The sequence below is a fragment of the Marinomonas sp. GJ51-14 genome, from assembly GCF_055808695.1.
Map to the genome: position 1 here is coordinate 524952 of NZ_CM147879.1, position 15173 is coordinate 540124.

Here is a 15173-nt window from a genome sequence, read left to right on the forward strand (position 1 = left end):
GTTAAAAAACTGAGATTATTTAAATCCAAATTCGATTTACTATAAATTAATTTAGTACTTTTAATGTGCTTTTAATTTAATGCTCCTTACAAAAACTAAAAAATTCCGATTAAATACCCCTCAAAATTGAAAATTCAAATAATAAATATATCACTCAGCTAAAGTTATAGTTTCTCGAATTCACTCATAGGCCTAGAATAAAAAGGGACAAGCCACCACACGCTTCCACGCAACGCTTGAGCATGAAGTGTGTGGTGTCATCAAACCAGACTTTATTTATTATCCAAGTCGTGGGATGCACGGATTTTTGACATGATGTATTCACCAGCCTGTACAGTATCATATTTGGCTGGTGCTTCATCTGAGACACAGCTTGGCAAAGCTGACACCATTGTATCAGCGGCCGGCCCTGTGAAGGCGACCATCGACAAACGGCGAGTTGATCCTGTTAAGGTACGTGCAGGATTGGATACACGATGCAAGGTAGAACGCCAGCGATCATTAGTCCAACGCGACAATAAGTCGCCAACATTAATGACAAAAGAATTCGGGATGACTTTGGCTTCATGCCATTGTCCATCCACCCCCATTACTTCAAGTCCACCAGCCGCAGCATCCTGACGTAAAATAGTAATTGCGCCATAATCATGGTGCTCCCCGTAGCGCAGCTGACCTGGAAGTGGATCAGAATCCTGATCAGGATAGTTCACGAAACGCAATGTCAGTGAAGGATCCGCATACATCGGCGCAAAGTAGTCCTCAGGCAGGTCCAATGCAAGGGCAGATAAGCGCATCAACACCGAGTTCAACTCAAGAATAGAATGGGTATATTCTGTCACAAGTTCTGTAAATGCCATCGGTGTTTTTGGGTAGTAGTTAGCGACATGATTCTCTTCGCCCTCATGGTGCGGCGCACCGAAGACCAAAGCCTCACAAAGATCTGGTGGTGTTTCACCTTTCAATGTTTTAGCAACGCTTTCCATACCCATCGGCAAATAGCCACGACTTTTAGCTGTCTCAGGTGGAGAGTAGGCCATTTTAGTATCAAAGGGTTCATCAAAAAAACCGAGCGCAGCGTCATAAAGCCCACCGGTCAGAGTTTCAGGTATACCGTGGCCTGTGATAACGGCAAAGCCGACGTTTTCAAAAGCATCGGCAAAGTCGCAAGCGATCTTTTCTTTGGCATCAGACCCGCCACTGAAGAACCCAGAAATATCAACGACAGGAAGTGTAAACTCGGTCATTTCAGACCTCCACTCTAATAAAAGTATGACAAGTCAACATGTTATCCAATGTTAAGAACACCCAGCTGGTCATAAACACTCATCCCGTCCCACATGGACGTACATTCCACGATAAGGTCATTTTTAATGCGTAATATATCCATTCCTGACATCGTGATGCGTTTGTTAGTAGCCGCCACATCTCCGTAGGGGCCGAAATGCAATCCAGAGGTTTCCCAATGCAAAACCACGCAATCGTCCTCGGCGATTAGGGCTAAAATTTCAGTTTTGACGTCTTTAAACGCCCCCCAATAACGCGTCACATCTTCATGAATCGCGTCGATGGCATTGCTATCAAAGTCGGTGATATCGACCTTAGCATCAGGACTCCAATACCGTTGAATTGCTGTCATATCACCCTTTTCCCACAACTCAGTATGGTATGCGCGCACGAGTGCTTTATTGCTATCTGTTGACATAATAATGTGTCCTTATTTCGCTTTGATGATTGCGGCCGCAGCACTTGCTTCCGCTTTTAGTTTCTGGGCTTTCATGAATTTGCTGTCTTCAATCCGCGCACGGCGGATCGTTGTAGGGATTGGCTTCGCCATAATGTGTTTCCATTCTGCCAGGTAGTGCCGGATCGGCCCTTCTGAGGCAAGATTGGTCGTGGCCAAACCATATTCATCAACAATATCGCCCGCGTCATCGCCGCGACTAATATCGACCCATTCTTCTTCGATCGTCTCAAGACCCTCTTGAACCCGCTCAAACATCTCAAAGTCATCGGGAATACCAAACGACATGAAATCTTCGTCTACGCGCATCCGCATAAGATTGACTTCTTCAGGCGTATCATCGGCCATCACGAGATAATAGTTCATCCGTGTTTCATTGACGGAAACTGGTTCGATCACAGCGATCTGGTTACCTACAAAAATTAGATTAGGGAAAATATTGAGGTTGACCATATTACCAGCCATTAAATCCACTGTTTCACGCGGGATATCACCCACCCGTTCTCTCAAAGATTCTTCAAGGTCTTCGCGTGTAGGTAAAGGACGCATGGTCGACCAAGGACCGTCTGGAATACCCGGTCGCTGATCGACAACACAATGCCCGTGACCAAGTGTGTAGCCGATCATGGGAGAGACCGAGGGGTTACGTGATAAGATGGTATCTGTCTGAGCTTCTTTGCCCAACAAGTTATAGGACCTGTGAGCAAAGGTGGCATGGATACCGTCCGATGCGTTGTCCCAAACCATTTTCCAATTGGCTTTATAAGTCTGTTTAATCGGTGTTTTCAGCACCCGAATGTTGCCATTGGGATGACGGTCAATATGTTCATCCAACCACAAAGCTGCTGGCCCTAACCATTCAGCAAGAGGCATAGGCTCTGCCGCCAGCGTACCAAAAACAAACCCTCGATGGGACTGGACTTTAATTTGACCCAAATCAAAGGGCCGCTCATAAAGATTGCTGTAACTGTCGGAAACAGGAAGACTTTGTAGATGTCCGTCAAGATCAAATGCCCAGCCGTGATAAGGACAGGTAAAACGTTTTGCACAGCCTTCTTCCTCCGCCACTAACGTAGTACCACGATGGCTACAGCGATTAAGCAGACCTCGAATTTCACCCTTACGTGTACGAACCAAAACAATCTGACGCTTTCCCAAACGCTTGCGAACAAAATCACCAGGCTCAGGCACTTCAGACTCATGACCAATAAAGCACCATGTAGCGCCGAAAATACGATCCATCTCAGTCGTAAAAAGCTCAGGATCTGTATAGACGCGGCGATGCACAAGACCTTTTCGGACCAAATGTTCTACGTCTTCGGATAAATCTGGACCGCGCGAAACAACCGCATCAGGGCGCAGGCTGTCTGCAATATCACGTTCAAGATTTGTTTTAGGGTTTTCGATACTCATCGCATTTCTCTCGTTCGTTAATCTTTACAGAATCCAACCCAAATGGGATATTCCAGCGGCGATTGCAGGGCAAAGTAAGATTTTTCGGCTGATCACCCAGCTACCATTACTACGGCGCAGGCGATGAATTTGACGCCCAGCCAAAACAGTAACCTTACCTGTGCGTTCATGTGTGATGGAGATAGCACTCGTCGCTATAACGTCGTTGGGACTATCAGGTAGAGTCCATGCTTCGATCCCCGACACCATCCGCACCGTTTGCGCGTAAGGAACCAAAGCCCAAGCAGATGAATCCTGCATCCGCCAAACCCGTTCCCCCAGGCGACGGTAATCATCCATGATGAGCCCTTGATCGCGGGCAGGATGATGATCTTGGTGCAGAGGCAACCAAAACGCACCATCTTCGGTCCATAATTCATACCAGTCATCGAACTGACGGCGATCCAAAAACCGTGCTTCGCCAATCAATATCGACATAATTTCAGTGGCTAATGTGCCGTCAGACATAAGCGGAGCTGTATCTAAAAACGCAACATCACCGACGAGGCTGTCATAAAGCGCAAGGGTTTTGGAAAGACCTAAAGGTTGATCTGTCATACTGTCACCTGTTCAGGGGCAAAACGGGAAAGGACACACCGCTCGAGCATCGCGACAAGCGAGTAACCCGCAACGGAAACGAGAGTAAGAACGGTGACACAACTCCACAACATGTTGTAATTACTTGTCGAATTTGTCAGCGCCATAAGATTTCCTATGCCGGTTCCAGTGGCGAGCCACTCCGCCACAGTTGCCGCCAAAACAGCCATAGGAACAGCCATACGAGCGGAGGCAAATAAGGATGGAAGCATCGCGGGGACTCGTGCCAGAAATAATTGAGTCAAAGGCGGTGCACGGAAACTGTCGAAATAATCCAGCACCTGTCCTGGCGTCTGCCGCAATCCATGTAAACACGACACTAAGGTCGGAAAGAAGATCATTACAGCGACGATGGACACCATTCCAAGCGAACCACGCCCCATCGCCATCACCAACAAGGGTGCAGTGACAACAATCGGGATAGAGCGCAACGCAATGGCCACAGGTGAAACGATCTTTTCAACAGCTGGTAGCATGCAAAATACCGCCGCTAACCCCGCCCCTAAACCGAGCCCGACAAAGTAGCCTGGCACCGTAACAATAAGAGTATCCCAAAGAGCTGAAAACAGTTCGGCTTGATGTGCCGCAGCTTGTGAACCCGAGACAAGATAGGCCCAGACATCACCTGGTCGTTTGGCAAAAAAGCGAGACAGTTCCATCCGGTCCATCGAAAACTGCCATAAGAAAAGAATGACCAAAATTGACAACATGGGTGCACCAATCATCATGCCAAGCTTCAACCATCGTTTTTTCGGGGCCTTCACCATTGGCGAGACCAGCAAAACTGGCGGATCACCAATTGACAGTGCTCGACCGATCCAGCCAACCAGAGCATAGCCGATTATCGCAACCGCTGACGCTATGGTGGCTAACGCCCATGTGCCGTCCACATCAAGGGTACGCATGGCCTGAATACTCAGAACACCAATCCCTCTGTCTGCACCGGTAAACTCCCCAACGATCGCGCCGAGAAACGCAGCTGGCGCTGCAATTTTAAGGCTAGCGATCAGATACGGTAAGCTGACGCGAGCACGCACAACGGTCATAGCTGTCCAGCCCCCCGCCCATAACTTGCGACAAGGTCTAACCAACTTGGCGGAACAGCACGCAAACCAACGACCAATGGTACGAAAGTAGTGTAATAAACCGATAAGGCCGCCAATGTAATTTGAGGCCCCCAACCGGGTCCATAAATCACTCGTAAAATCGGGCCTGTTGCAACCAAAGGCAAACAAAATACAACCAGTGCAATGGCTTGGGCCAGACGCTCAATCCGAGGCAACGCAACTACCATGGTTGCAAGAATAATCGCAGCCAGATTACCAAACACAAACCCGAGCAAAGCCTCAGAAATGGTTGTTCCCAAGGCACGGCCATACAAGGCTTGATCCTCAACAATACGCACGACAATCGCGCTGGGCGGGGCAATGATGTAAAGTTGACCAAAACCAAAACGCGCAATTGTCTCCCAAGCCGCCAGCATCACAACTAAACCAGACAAAGTGCGCAACTGACTAAAATTCAAGCGAACGCTCTTACGTAGAAATAAAAAAATGTCTTGTTGCGTCATTCCAGTCCTACCTCTGGCACGATAGATATCCCGTCGTCCGGCTCATCAACAATCCCGAGGGCTGTATTAATTTGCGTCACAAGCGCCACAAAATCTGTGCTTGAAAGGTGTGAGGCACGGCGAGGACGTTCAATGTGAATAGGAATATCAGCACTGATGCGAGCGGGCCGATGGCTCATTACGATCACACGATCTGACAATAAAACGGCCTCGGTCACAGAGTGGGTCACCAAGAGAGTAGTCGTTCCCTGCCCCTCCCAAACACGCGGCAATTCGAGGTTTAGACGACGACGGGTCATTTCATCAACGGCGCCGAAAGGTTCGTCCAGTAATAACAATCGGGCATCCGTCGCCAAACACCGCGCAATAGCGCAGCGCTGACGCATGCCGCCTGAGAGTTCAGCTGGACGCTTATTTTCAAAACCATCGAGACCCACAAGTGATAAAAGTTTTTGCACCTTTGCAGGATCTTTGGGCAGACCCGCCAAACGACGAGCCAATGCCACATTAGATGCCACCGTCAGCCACGGCAAAAGTGATGGGTCCTGAAACGCAACAGACAACTTCCCCTTGCGTGCAACGGCAAAGGGCATTTCGTTACCGATACGAATAGCACCAGATGTTGGCTCTTCCAAGCCTGCAATCATCCGCAACAAGGTTGACTTCCCGCACCCTGAAGGGCCGACAAGCGCAGTGGTCGAACCCGGTTCAAGTACAAGATCTACATCTTTTACAGCCTGAACTGCGTTATATCCATGCCCATACGTTTTATTAATTGCCCATGCTCCTACTACAGGAGGTCCGGCTTTGGATATGGCATTTTGGTCATCTCTTTTTGTCATCATTATATCAGCCGTAAATCTCTTCAAGAATTGAACGATCCCAAAGATCAGCGGACACCTCACGACCAAGCAAGCCCAAGGTAACGATGTTTTCGGCGACTGTTTCGTCAGTAAACCAACCGAAGCCAAACTTTTCAGTCAGCGGAGAAGACATTAAATCCACCTGTTTAGCCGCCTGAAGTTTCTGAGTCTTTAGGTCCAAACCAAGATCAGGGAATTTGGCGACAGTAAGTTCCGCCGCTGCATCGGTGTTTTCAAAGTAGGTATTCCAGCCCTGAATTTCACCTCTCATCAGCGTAACTATTTCGTCACGTTGTGTTTTAAGAGCATCCTCAGTGACGATATACGTCTGACTGTGCACCGCGTAACCGTAATCGGCCAACAACATAGTAACGTTTTCGACTCCTGCCACTGTCATCGCAATCGGCAAATCAGTAAGCCAACAAAGTAAGCAATCAACTTCGCCGTTTACCAAGGGTGCAGGGTCATATTGTGTTGGAACAATGTCGATTTCTTTGATATCAACATTGTTCAATGCACAAAACGCGGCAAGAATCGGTGTATTAGCAACAGCCATCCCAATTTTTTTACCAACCAAATCTGCAGGAGTACTGACTGGGTTGCCAGGTAAAGAGGCAATAGTGAAAGGATTTTTTTGCATTGCAACGGCGATGATCTTAAATGGTGCACCCTCTGCTACGGCTGCGGATGCGTAATCAGCGGCAGTAATTCCGAGTAATGATGTCCCTGCAACTACAGACGGCTCGACTGGTGCATTAGGCCCACCAGAAACAAGACTGACATTCAGGCCTTTATCGCTCCAATAGCCATTTTCTTGAGCGACATACGAGCCACCAAACTGAACGGAAGGTAACCAGGAAAGCTGAAAATTAACAGCCGCATTGTTTTTCTTCGTAAGAGCAAAGCTAACTGGAGACAATGCCAAAGCTGCCGCACCAGCCAATAGGCCAAGCGATTCACGTCGCGTAATCAGTGGTAGTTTCATTTGAATCTTCCTTACAGGTAGGTGGCTAATGTTGGTTAGCACTATCGCATTTACATGCTCTTTTGAGCATACCGCTCTATAAATACCTAATATATGCGCTAGCTTATATAGTCCAGAAAAGGGAATATTCGAGTAAATAGGAACTACCCATTACTTACCTCATCAAGCATTTCTTAATTTCTCAACAAAACTCAGCATCCAGACTGGCTCGGTATTTGCAAAAAGCATTCCATCTAAATTAAGTGGGAGTTAGGTGTTGACGTCTAAAATTGATTTACGACATTTACGTGTATTGCAAGCTTTGCTGCATGAAAGCAGTGTATCGCGAGCGGCCATTCGGCTTGACTTAAGCCAGCCAGCCATCAGTGCAACATTGCGCCAGCTTAGGGATGAGTTCAACGATCCACTCCTCGTGCGCTCAGGCAGTGGCATGATTCGCACAGAACGTGGGCAGGACATATCAGTCTCTGTTGATCGTATTCTCAGTGACATCAACCTGCTTACAGCTCCACCTGGTGAATTTAATCCAGCGACATCAGACCGTGACATTCGAATAGTTTCACATCTCGGTCTAGGCTCAATTTTGATTCCCCCTCTCATTCAGGCCATTAGTGAGGCATCGCCTCTCGCACGCGTCGAAATAATGCAACAAGGCGCGCCCGAACAAATAAAGCAGCAACTTCATGACGGCGATGTTGATCTGCTTATTTCCAGTAGACAAGACCCCTACCCTTATTTGCGATTCGCCCCATTAATGCAATGCGACATAGCCTGCGTTGTCGCCAATACCCATGCATATGCGAACCAGAGCCGGCTGAGTCTGGATGAATATCTGATGCTGGACCATATTTCCCCAAGTTCGACTTCAGTCGTTACGGGAACACCGATTGATGGACGACTCCTTGAGCTGGGAAAAACACGCAACGTCGTCGCCACAGTACCTGAATTTGCGCTTGCTCGGCAGATCGTACCCCAGTCAAACCTTGTATTGACGACGGCACACCCCTACGCAAAAGATATGGCAGCTACCTTACCTGTCACTATTCTCGAAGCACCGGAAGAGCTTGGCCAGATGAGTGCTTGGATTTTCTGGCACGAAAAATCCCATCACTCCCCGTTCGGACGATGGTTGCGCAGCATCGTACGTGAGGTTGCAAACAACGCCTTTCACCCAACACCATAAGGTAAACGATATAACCCATATAAGGAGCAGCTTGTTTCGCGATGTCAGGTATACATGTCTACTTAACCCAAATAACTAAAGGAGGTTTTATATGCACAAAACCCTTACACCTGACACACTACCTGCACCATTTGCCCGTTACTCTCATGGCGTTGAAGTCTCTTCTCCTTCCCGTTGGGTCTGGTGTTCCGGTCAACTCGGCATGAATGAGAATGGACAGATCCCAGAAGATACATTCGCACAGTCCAAGCTATGCTTTGAAAACGCAGCAAAGATTCTGGGTGCTGCCAACATGAGTATGAAAGATGTGGTTCGCGTGAATGCCTATGTCACTGACCGAAGCCATATGGCGGCTTACATGGAGGCACGAGATACGTTTTTTGACTCACCACCGCCAGCATCAACATTGATGATTGTGGGTGGATTTACCCGCTCAGAATTTAAAGTAGAAGTGGAAATTGTAGCTGCACAAGAGGTACCTTCATGAAGAACCAAACACCCCGAAGCATTTGGTGGGAAGAACTCTGCACCCGCGATTTTGACAACATCGACCCCGCACACACGATTGCGATTTTGCCTATTGCTGCGATAGAGCAACACGGGCCTCACTTACCGCTCTCTACAGACTCTACGCTAATGGAAGGCATGATAGATACCGTAGCGAAGAATTTGCCCGAAGGTGTTGATTTGCGGGTTCTGCCTATCCAGCGAATTGGAAAATCCGACGAGCACTTGTTTGCACCCGGCACCCTAAGTCACGACGCCACTTCGCTGATCGACAACTGGACAGCTCTCGGCCATGCGGTCGCCCGCGCTGGAATCCGAAAGCTCATTATTATGAATTCCCATGGCGGTAACGAAGAGGTCATGGGCATTGTTGCACGCAATCTTCGTGTCCAACATCGAATGTTAGTCGCCAAAAGTAGTTGGTTCCGTTTTGGCCATCCTCCGGGATTATATTCAGACCTAGAACTGCGTGACGGTATTCATGGAGGTGACACTGAAACATCACTTATGCTGCATTTCAGACCTGATATGGTCAATATGGACAAAGCGAAGGACTTTGTATCTAAAAACACTCAGATCGCCGAACAAAACACTCACCTACAAGCCACTGGTAAGCATAGTTTTGCTTGGATCGCGGCGGATTTGAATCATACTGGCGCAATCGGAAATGCAGCGATCGCAACTGCCGAAAAAGGCGCGGCAAGTGCACAATGGGCTGCGAAAGGGTTTGCTGAACTTCTACAAGATATTATCAACATTGATCCTGACACCATTCTTTCTTCTGTTGATCCGTGCTTATGAGCATCTCACAGGATGACATGACATTCATCAATGCACGCGTTCACGCAAGTCATTTGGGCCAGCCATATGGACCAGCAGATGAAGGTGGGTTTCATCGGGTCAATATTGAACTTCGCGGCGGCATGATAACAAAGACAGAGGCCTTTAATATATCCGCAGACCGGACCAAAACAACCACCACACAGACCGACTTTTGTGGCCGTATCATTACTCCCACTTTTATTGACTGTCATACCCATCTCGACAAAGGTCATATTTGGGCGCGTCAGCCTAACCCAGACGGCAGCTTCGGCGGTGCGTTAGATGCTGTGGCGACCGACACCAAAGCAAATTGGTCAGCTGATGATTTGGCCACGCGCATGGATTTCTCCTTGCGCTGTGCCTATGCTCACGGCACCAGCGCCTTGCGTACGCATATCGACTCACAGAATCCTCAAGCTGACATTTCATGGTCTGTGTTTGAACAAATGCGAGAAACGTGGGCGGAGCGAATCACCCTTCAGGGTGTCTGCCTTGTTGGCATCGACGCGCTTCGCGACACGGCCGGTTTCAACTCTCTTACAAAACGTGTACAGGCTGCTCGCGGTGTTTTGGGTGCTGTCACCTATATGGTGCCTGACATCGAAAGCCTGATTGATCAGTTGTTTATCTCGGCACTTGATCACGGTCTCGATCTCGATATTCATGCAGATGAAACCGGCGATCCAAATGCAATTTCACTGCATCTCATCGCACAAGCAGCCTTGCGTCATAACTTCAAAGGTCGCATAAACGTCGGACATTGTTGCTCTATATCCCAACAGTCAAATGATGACGCAAAACGCACTCTTGATCTGGTGGCAAAAGCAGGTTTGTCTGTAACGACCTTACCCATGTGCAACCTCTACCTTCAAGACCGCCGCCAAGATTCGACCACACCTCGATGGCGCGGCGTCCCCTTAGTACATGAAATGCAGGCCCGTGGTATCAATGTTGCTATCGCGTCTGACAATACTCGCGATCCGTTCCATGCCTACGGTGACCTCGACATGCTCGAAGTCTACCGCATGGCGACACGAATATTGCATCTCGACCACCCCGTAGCAGACTGGCCCGCCGCAATCACGGCAGCCCCTGCTCATATTATGGGAATTAATACCCCTCTCATAGAGCCGGGACGCCCTGCTGATATGACCATATTTCGCGGCCGCAGCTGGACAGAGCTTTTATCTCGCCCTGAAAGTGACCGCATCGTCCTACGTGATGGTACAAAAATAGATACTACTCTTCCCGATTACACCGAACTCGATACCTTGATGGAGCCAGCCAATGAACATTGAACCCCTTAAAGCGGCCCTCGCCGGATTAAAAATCATCGACAACCCTAATTTGGTTCGTCTTAAAAGCCGCGATGCGTTCTATTTCTCGCCGATTTTGAAGCCAGAATTGGACCATGTGATCGCTGATCTCGTCGTCGTCCCATCAACCGAAGATGAGGTTCTGACAACCATTCGCGCTTGCTTCGCCAATGATGTACCAATGACCGTACGTGGCGGTGGTACAGGTAACTACGGTCAAGCTATGCCTTTATCCGGCGGCGTTGTTTTAGATCTGTCCGAGCTCACTAAAATTATCAACATCGCGCCAGGTAGTGTGACCGCTCAGTCCGGCGCGATTATATCCGATATAGATAAAGCTACTCGTGCTCATTCAGGGCAAGAGTTGCGCATGCATCCGTCTACCGCACATACGGCCACCATAGGTGGCTTTGTTGCTGGTGGATCATCCGGCATTGGATCGATCCAGTGGGGTGGCTTACGCGATCCGGGCAACATCATCCGCCTGCGTGTAATCACAATGGAAGCAGAACCTCGTATCATCGAGCTACACGGTGATGACCTTCAAAAAGTGGCCCATGCTTACGGTACCAACGGCATCATCACAGAAGTCGAGATGCCATTGACGGTTGCTTATGATTGGGTAGATATGATCGTCGAATTTGATGATTTCATTGAGGCCACAAAATACGCCAACGACCTAGGTAGCCAAGATGGAATCCTCACCAAGCTGATTTCCGTCATCGCCGCACCGATTCCATTTCAGACATTTAAACGACACAAAAAATTCATGACAGAAGGTAAACATGTGGTTTTGCTGATGATTGCGCCACATGCCATGATGCCATTATTAGCGTTTACTGCTCATTATCCCGGGCATGTAGCGTTCAGTAGTGATCAGGTTGAAGATCTCAAAGGTATTCCTGCTGTTTTTGAACTCAGCTGGAACCATACAACATTGCGCGCTATGAAAGTCGCGCCTGGTATGACCTATATTCAGTCACTTTATCCTTACCCGAACCAAGTCGAATTGGTCGCCAAAACCTATCAAATGTTTGGGGATGAAGTACCACACCACCTCGAATTCCTGCGATTTGACGGTAATGTCACCTGCTTTGGCCTATCAATGGTGCGCTATTCTACGGATGACCGTTTGAATGAAATTATGCGCCAACACGACGACGCGGGTGTACCGGTATTTAATCCACATCGTTATACGCTTGAAGAAGGCGGTATGAAGCAAACCGACGAATTACAACTGACCTTCAAAAAAGAAACGGACCCCAAGGGGCTTTTGAACCCCGGCAAGATGGTTGCCTGGGATGATCCTGATTTCGATTATAACGATGATAAAGTTTATCTTTACCCTGGCATCAAAAGAGCGGCGATTTAAACTATGACAGAACAACATACGACCCACGCAGTCATCATTGGGGCAGGTCCAGTTGGCTTGTTTGCGGCGTTCCAATTAGGAATGCTAAACCTCGACAGCCACATTATCGACATGTTGCCGCAAGCGGGCGGTCAATGCGCACAGCTGTACCCAGAAAAACCAATCCATGACATTCCAGCCTTTAGCAAAATTAGCGGACAAGAGCTCACAGACCGCTTGATGGAACAACTCGCGCCGTTTAATCCGACGCTACATCTGAATCAATCTGTGCAACATGTTGACCGTCAGCCGGATGGCACTTTTTTGGTGAAAACTGATGTCGGCACCGAAATTCGAACCTCTGTCGTCGTCATCGCTGCAGGTGGCGGAGCCTTTTTACCTAAACGTCCTCCAATCGAAAATGTAGCCGATTATGAAGGCGTAGGCGTACAATATTCAGTCCGGAAAATCGCAGATTACGCAGAGGAAGACGTGGTTATTCTGGGAGGTGGAGATTCTGCTGTAGATTGGGCTTTGACCCTATGTGACGTTGCCAAATCCGTCACCATCGTTCATCGCCGAAATAATTTTCGAGCAGCACCCGAAGCCTTGTTACGAATGGATCAAGCAGTCAAAGACGGCACGCTTTCAATTGTGATCGGGCAAGCCTGTGATATAAAAGGTCCTGCACCACAAGCCACCTCTGTATCAGTTAAAACATCAGAAGGGGTGATTGATTGCCCCGCCAGTCGTATTCTTCCCTTCTTCGGATTGACTTCCGCTCCCGGCCCGCTTGCAACATGGGGCTTAACCATGGATGACGGTCGCCTCTGCGTTGATCCTGAGCGTTTTGAAACCTCACAGCGTGGGATTTTCGCAATTGGCGACATTGCCGTCTATCCTGGCAAATTGAAACTAATCCTATCTGGCTTTCATGAAGCTGCACTTATGGCCCATGCCGCCCACCCTATCGCAGCACCCGATGAACGCATCGTATTTCAACATTCAACATCATCACCAAGCTTGCTACGCAAGCTTGGACAACACGCAGGTACATCATGAGAATCACATTTAAAACTAAAGTTGATGGCACAAAAACCGTAGAAGCCTTACCGGGCCAATCCTTAATGGAAGTGGCCCTCGCGAATGACATTAGCGATGTAGTCGCTGAATGTGGCGGTGGTGCAATTTGTGGTACATGTCACGTCCACATTGGCGATAAGTGGTTAGATGCAGTGGGCCCACCTGATGATTTTGAAGAGGATGTTTTGGACAGTGTTCCTAATGTTGCTCCATCGTCACGACTGGCTTGTCAGGTCTTACTCACAGTCGAATTTGATGGACTAGAAGTTGAAATTCCCAACTGAAATTGGTGAATAAGATTTCGATAGAATATGCATATAAAACACGATAGAAACACTCTAAACCGTGGCTGTTTTCATAAAAACAGCCTTGTGTAACGCCATTTTCTTAAATAAGCACGTCATCTAACCTGCACCTCTACTTTTATATAATAGGATAAAAGAATGCCAAACATTGAACTACATGGGTACGAAGACAGATCCGAAACTGTTCGCCTTAAAATTGCAGAGGCACTCAAAGATCTTCCACATAATGAAACTGCAACAACAGTTTTTCCGTCGGTTGTCACAACCCTTGATGGCAACAAATCTCCCTATCTCAGAATCGTTTCTGACCTAGAATCCATCGGTCATTTAGTGAAGCTCCTCGAACCTGTCGGCGAAGACATCGAAGTCATTCCTCTAGGTCAGTGGGTTCCAAAAAAACAGTAATAAATATAATGGACGCCCTCTTAGATAGAAAAAGACAATCACTTCATCAAGACAACAGCCTTAAGATAAACCAAGGTTATACCCATGTTTTGTCGAACTGCATGTGTTTTAAATAAACATCGATAAACTTTTGTACGGCTGGCAGTTTTTTGCGGTTTTTACAGCTGTATAAATAAAAATTACGGTAAATGATTGGATCACAAATAGGTACCATCACCAACCCGTTCTGTTTAACCGATTCAACGGCATAAGGCAAACACAGAGTCACACCTAAGCCGTTTTTCACCATACTCAGCGCTGTGGACATAAAATTCACCTGATGCTTTGGACTGATAATATAGTCGGCCGAGTCGCGCACTAAATTTTCCACTAATAGATCCGTAAACGATCCACGCAGTGTAATAAGCTCTAAAGGAGCAATGTCTTTCCACCGGATGCTACCGCCTGTGGCGATGGGGTGAGTGGGCATAGTGGCCAAATGAAATGGTTGAGAAAAAATTAAGCGCTTACTCAGCGCCACTTGCAACTTACGCTCTGGCCCAATACCAATATCGGCCTCGCCACTGCTGACAATATCTTGCACTTTTTCCACACCGCAGTCGATCATACTGACTTCCACTTGTGGATACATGGTGTTGTATAGTGCAATGATTCTAGGCAGCTCAACCGATGCCAATTGCTGAGCAACTGCTATTCTGACCTTGCCATAATCAAGCTCTTTTAAGCCTTTAACCTCGTTAGTTAGTGTTTCCATCTCATCAAGCATTCGAATAACAGCTGGAAGAATATTTCGGCCTGCTTCAGAGGTTTCAAGCTTTCTAGTCGAACGGTCAAACAATCCAAGCTCTAAGTTTGACTCTAACTCCTTGATAATACTACTCAAAGCCGATTGGGTAATGTGTAAAGTGTCTGCCGCTTTGGTAAAACTCCCCTCTTGATGTACCGCCAAAAAAGCTCGTAATTGCCTTAATGTTACATTCATTAGATTTACCC

The 15173-nt window shown here is 47.8% G+C and carries 17 protein-coding genes; 8 read left to right on the top strand and 9 right to left on the bottom strand.

Annotated elements, in window-relative coordinates; all coding sequences use genetic code 11:
• Window positions 1-272: 272 nt before the first annotated feature.
• From AC0L3Y_RS02560 to AC0L3Y_RS02595, 8 genes are read right to left on the bottom strand one after another with little or no spacing between them, the layout of a single operon-like run.
• A complete protein-coding gene (locus AC0L3Y_RS02560; RefSeq protein WP_473468369.1) occupies window positions 273-1244 on the bottom strand; it encodes an isopenicillin N synthase family dioxygenase in 972 nt (323 codons plus the stop codon).
• 41 nt (window positions 1245-1285) lie between these two features.
• Window positions 1286-1702 carry an ester cyclase gene (locus AC0L3Y_RS02565; protein WP_473468371.1) on the bottom strand — a complete coding sequence of 139 codons (417 nt, stop codon included), beginning with the start codon at window positions 1700-1702 and terminating at the stop codon, window positions 1286-1288.
• Window positions 1703-1714: 12 nt separating this feature from the next.
• Window positions 1715-3154: an aromatic ring-hydroxylating oxygenase subunit alpha gene (locus tag AC0L3Y_RS02570; RefSeq protein ID WP_473468373.1), complete on the bottom strand. Its 1440-nt coding sequence runs from the start codon at window positions 3152-3154 to the stop codon at window positions 1715-1717.
• 24 nt (window positions 3155-3178) lie between these two features.
• Window positions 3179-3751: an aromatic-ring-hydroxylating dioxygenase subunit beta gene (locus AC0L3Y_RS02575; protein ID WP_473468377.1), complete on the bottom strand. Its 573-nt coding sequence runs from the start codon at window positions 3749-3751 to the stop codon at window positions 3179-3181.
• Entirely contained in the window at window positions 3748-4836 is a 1089-nt protein-coding gene (locus AC0L3Y_RS02580) for an ABC transporter permease (RefSeq protein ID WP_473468381.1), read from the bottom strand. Before AC0L3Y_RS02580 ends, AC0L3Y_RS02575 begins: the two co-directional genes overlap by 4 nt.
• A complete protein-coding gene (locus tag AC0L3Y_RS02585; protein WP_473468384.1) occupies window positions 4833-5360 on the bottom strand; it encodes an ABC transporter permease in 528 nt (175 codons plus the stop codon). The genes AC0L3Y_RS02580 and AC0L3Y_RS02585 overlap by 4 nt, the downstream gene beginning before the upstream one ends.
• On the bottom strand, window positions 5357-6205 hold the full coding sequence (locus AC0L3Y_RS02590; RefSeq protein ID WP_473468386.1) for an ABC transporter ATP-binding protein: 849 nt from the start codon (window positions 6203-6205) through the stop codon (window positions 5357-5359). The genes AC0L3Y_RS02585 and AC0L3Y_RS02590 overlap by 4 nt, the downstream gene beginning before the upstream one ends.
• Window positions 6206-6209: 4 nt before the next feature.
• Window positions 6210-7208, bottom strand: a complete 999-nt coding sequence (locus AC0L3Y_RS02595) for an ABC transporter substrate-binding protein (protein WP_473468388.1) — start codon at window positions 7206-7208, stop codon at window positions 6210-6212.
• Window positions 7209-7464: 256 nt separating this feature from the next.
• Between AC0L3Y_RS02595 and AC0L3Y_RS02600 the strand changes: the two genes are divergently transcribed.
• The 8 genes from AC0L3Y_RS02600 to AC0L3Y_RS02635 all read left to right on the top strand — a co-directional run bounded on the left by AC0L3Y_RS02600 (window position 7465) and on the right by AC0L3Y_RS02635 (window position 14180).
• Entirely contained in the window at window positions 7465-8391 is a 927-nt protein-coding gene (locus AC0L3Y_RS02600) for a LysR family transcriptional regulator (protein WP_473468390.1), read from the top strand.
• Window positions 8392-8482: 91 nt separating this feature from the next.
• Window positions 8483-8878, top strand: a complete 396-nt coding sequence (locus tag AC0L3Y_RS02605) for a RidA family protein (RefSeq protein WP_473468392.1) — start codon at window positions 8483-8485, stop codon at window positions 8876-8878.
• Window positions 8875-9699, top strand: coding sequence for a creatininase family protein (locus AC0L3Y_RS02610; RefSeq protein WP_473468394.1), 825 nt, complete (start codon window positions 8875-8877; stop codon window positions 9697-9699). The genes AC0L3Y_RS02605 and AC0L3Y_RS02610 overlap by 4 nt, the downstream gene beginning before the upstream one ends.
• Window positions 9696-11018 (top strand): cytosine deaminase, encoded by a 1323-nt coding sequence (locus AC0L3Y_RS02615; RefSeq protein WP_473468398.1) that lies wholly within the window; start codon window positions 9696-9698, stop codon window positions 11016-11018. The genes AC0L3Y_RS02610 and AC0L3Y_RS02615 overlap by 4 nt, the downstream gene beginning before the upstream one ends.
• The gene (locus AC0L3Y_RS02620) at window positions 11008-12408 is read left to right on the top strand and encodes an FAD-binding oxidoreductase (RefSeq protein WP_473468402.1); all 1401 of its coding nucleotides are present in this window, start codon (window positions 11008-11010) and stop codon (window positions 12406-12408) included. Before AC0L3Y_RS02615 ends, AC0L3Y_RS02620 begins: the two co-directional genes overlap by 11 nt.
• A gap of 3 nt (window positions 12409-12411) precedes the next feature.
• A complete protein-coding gene (locus tag AC0L3Y_RS02625) occupies window positions 12412-13449 on the top strand; it encodes an NAD(P)/FAD-dependent oxidoreductase (protein ID WP_473468405.1) in 1038 nt (345 codons plus the stop codon).
• The gene (locus tag AC0L3Y_RS02630) at window positions 13446-13754 is read left to right on the top strand and encodes a 2Fe-2S iron-sulfur cluster-binding protein (protein WP_473468407.1); all 309 of its coding nucleotides are present in this window, start codon (window positions 13446-13448) and stop codon (window positions 13752-13754) included. Before AC0L3Y_RS02625 ends, AC0L3Y_RS02630 begins: the two co-directional genes overlap by 4 nt.
• A gap of 159 nt (window positions 13755-13913) precedes the next feature.
• A complete protein-coding gene (locus tag AC0L3Y_RS02635) occupies window positions 13914-14180 on the top strand; it encodes a hypothetical protein (protein WP_473468410.1) in 267 nt (88 codons plus the stop codon).
• Between the two features lie 76 nt (window positions 14181-14256).
• Here AC0L3Y_RS02635 and AC0L3Y_RS02640 read toward each other — a convergent pair whose 3' ends face one another.
• The gene (locus AC0L3Y_RS02640) at window positions 14257-15162 is read right to left on the bottom strand and encodes a LysR family transcriptional regulator (RefSeq protein WP_473468412.1); all 906 of its coding nucleotides are present in this window, start codon (window positions 15160-15162) and stop codon (window positions 14257-14259) included.
• Window positions 15163-15173 lie beyond the last annotated feature (11 nt).

Bases quoted from the DNA above. Each gene is read 5' to 3' on its own strand.
- AC0L3Y_RS02570 (WP_473468373.1), bottom strand. From the start codon at position 3,154: ATGAGTATCGAAAACCCTAAAACAAATCTTGAACGTGATATTGCAGAC.
- AC0L3Y_RS02615 (WP_473468398.1), top strand. From the start codon at position 9,696: ATGAGCATCTCACAGGATGACATGACATTCATCAATGCACGCGTTCAC.
- AC0L3Y_RS02590 (WP_473468386.1), bottom strand. From the start codon at position 6,205: ATGATGACAAAAAGAGATGACCAAAATGCCATATCCAAAGCCGGACCT.
- AC0L3Y_RS02560 (WP_473468369.1), bottom strand. From the start codon at position 1,244: ATGACCGAGTTTACACTTCCTGTCGTTGATATTTCTGGGTTCTTCAGT.
- AC0L3Y_RS02595 (WP_473468388.1), bottom strand. From the start codon at position 7,208: ATGAAACTACCACTGATTACGCGACGTGAATCGCTTGGCCTATTGGCT.
- AC0L3Y_RS02580 (WP_473468381.1), bottom strand. From the start codon at position 4,836: ATGACCGTTGTGCGTGCTCGCGTCAGCTTACCGTATCTGATCGCTAGC.
- AC0L3Y_RS02585 (WP_473468384.1), bottom strand. From the start codon at position 5,360: ATGACGCAACAAGACATTTTTTTATTTCTACGTAAGAGCGTTCGCTTG.
- AC0L3Y_RS02640 (WP_473468412.1), bottom strand. From the start codon at position 15,162: ATGAATGTAACATTAAGGCAATTACGAGCTTTTTTGGCGGTACATCAA.
- AC0L3Y_RS02610 (WP_473468394.1), top strand. From the start codon at position 8,875: ATGAAGAACCAAACACCCCGAAGCATTTGGTGGGAAGAACTCTGCACC.
- AC0L3Y_RS02565 (WP_473468371.1), bottom strand. From the start codon at position 1,702: ATGTCAACAGATAGCAATAAAGCACTCGTGCGCGCATACCATACTGAG.
- AC0L3Y_RS02625 (WP_473468405.1), top strand. From the start codon at position 12,412: ATGACAGAACAACATACGACCCACGCAGTCATCATTGGGGCAGGTCCA.
- AC0L3Y_RS02620 (WP_473468402.1), top strand. From the start codon at position 11,008: ATGAACATTGAACCCCTTAAAGCGGCCCTCGCCGGATTAAAAATCATC.
- AC0L3Y_RS02605 (WP_473468392.1), top strand. From the start codon at position 8,483: ATGCACAAAACCCTTACACCTGACACACTACCTGCACCATTTGCCCGT.
- AC0L3Y_RS02635 (WP_473468410.1), top strand. From the start codon at position 13,914: ATGCCAAACATTGAACTACATGGGTACGAAGACAGATCCGAAACTGTT.
- AC0L3Y_RS02575 (WP_473468377.1), bottom strand. From the start codon at position 3,751: ATGACAGATCAACCTTTAGGTCTTTCCAAAACCCTTGCGCTTTATGAC.
- AC0L3Y_RS02630 (WP_473468407.1), top strand. From the start codon at position 13,446: ATGAGAATCACATTTAAAACTAAAGTTGATGGCACAAAAACCGTAGAA.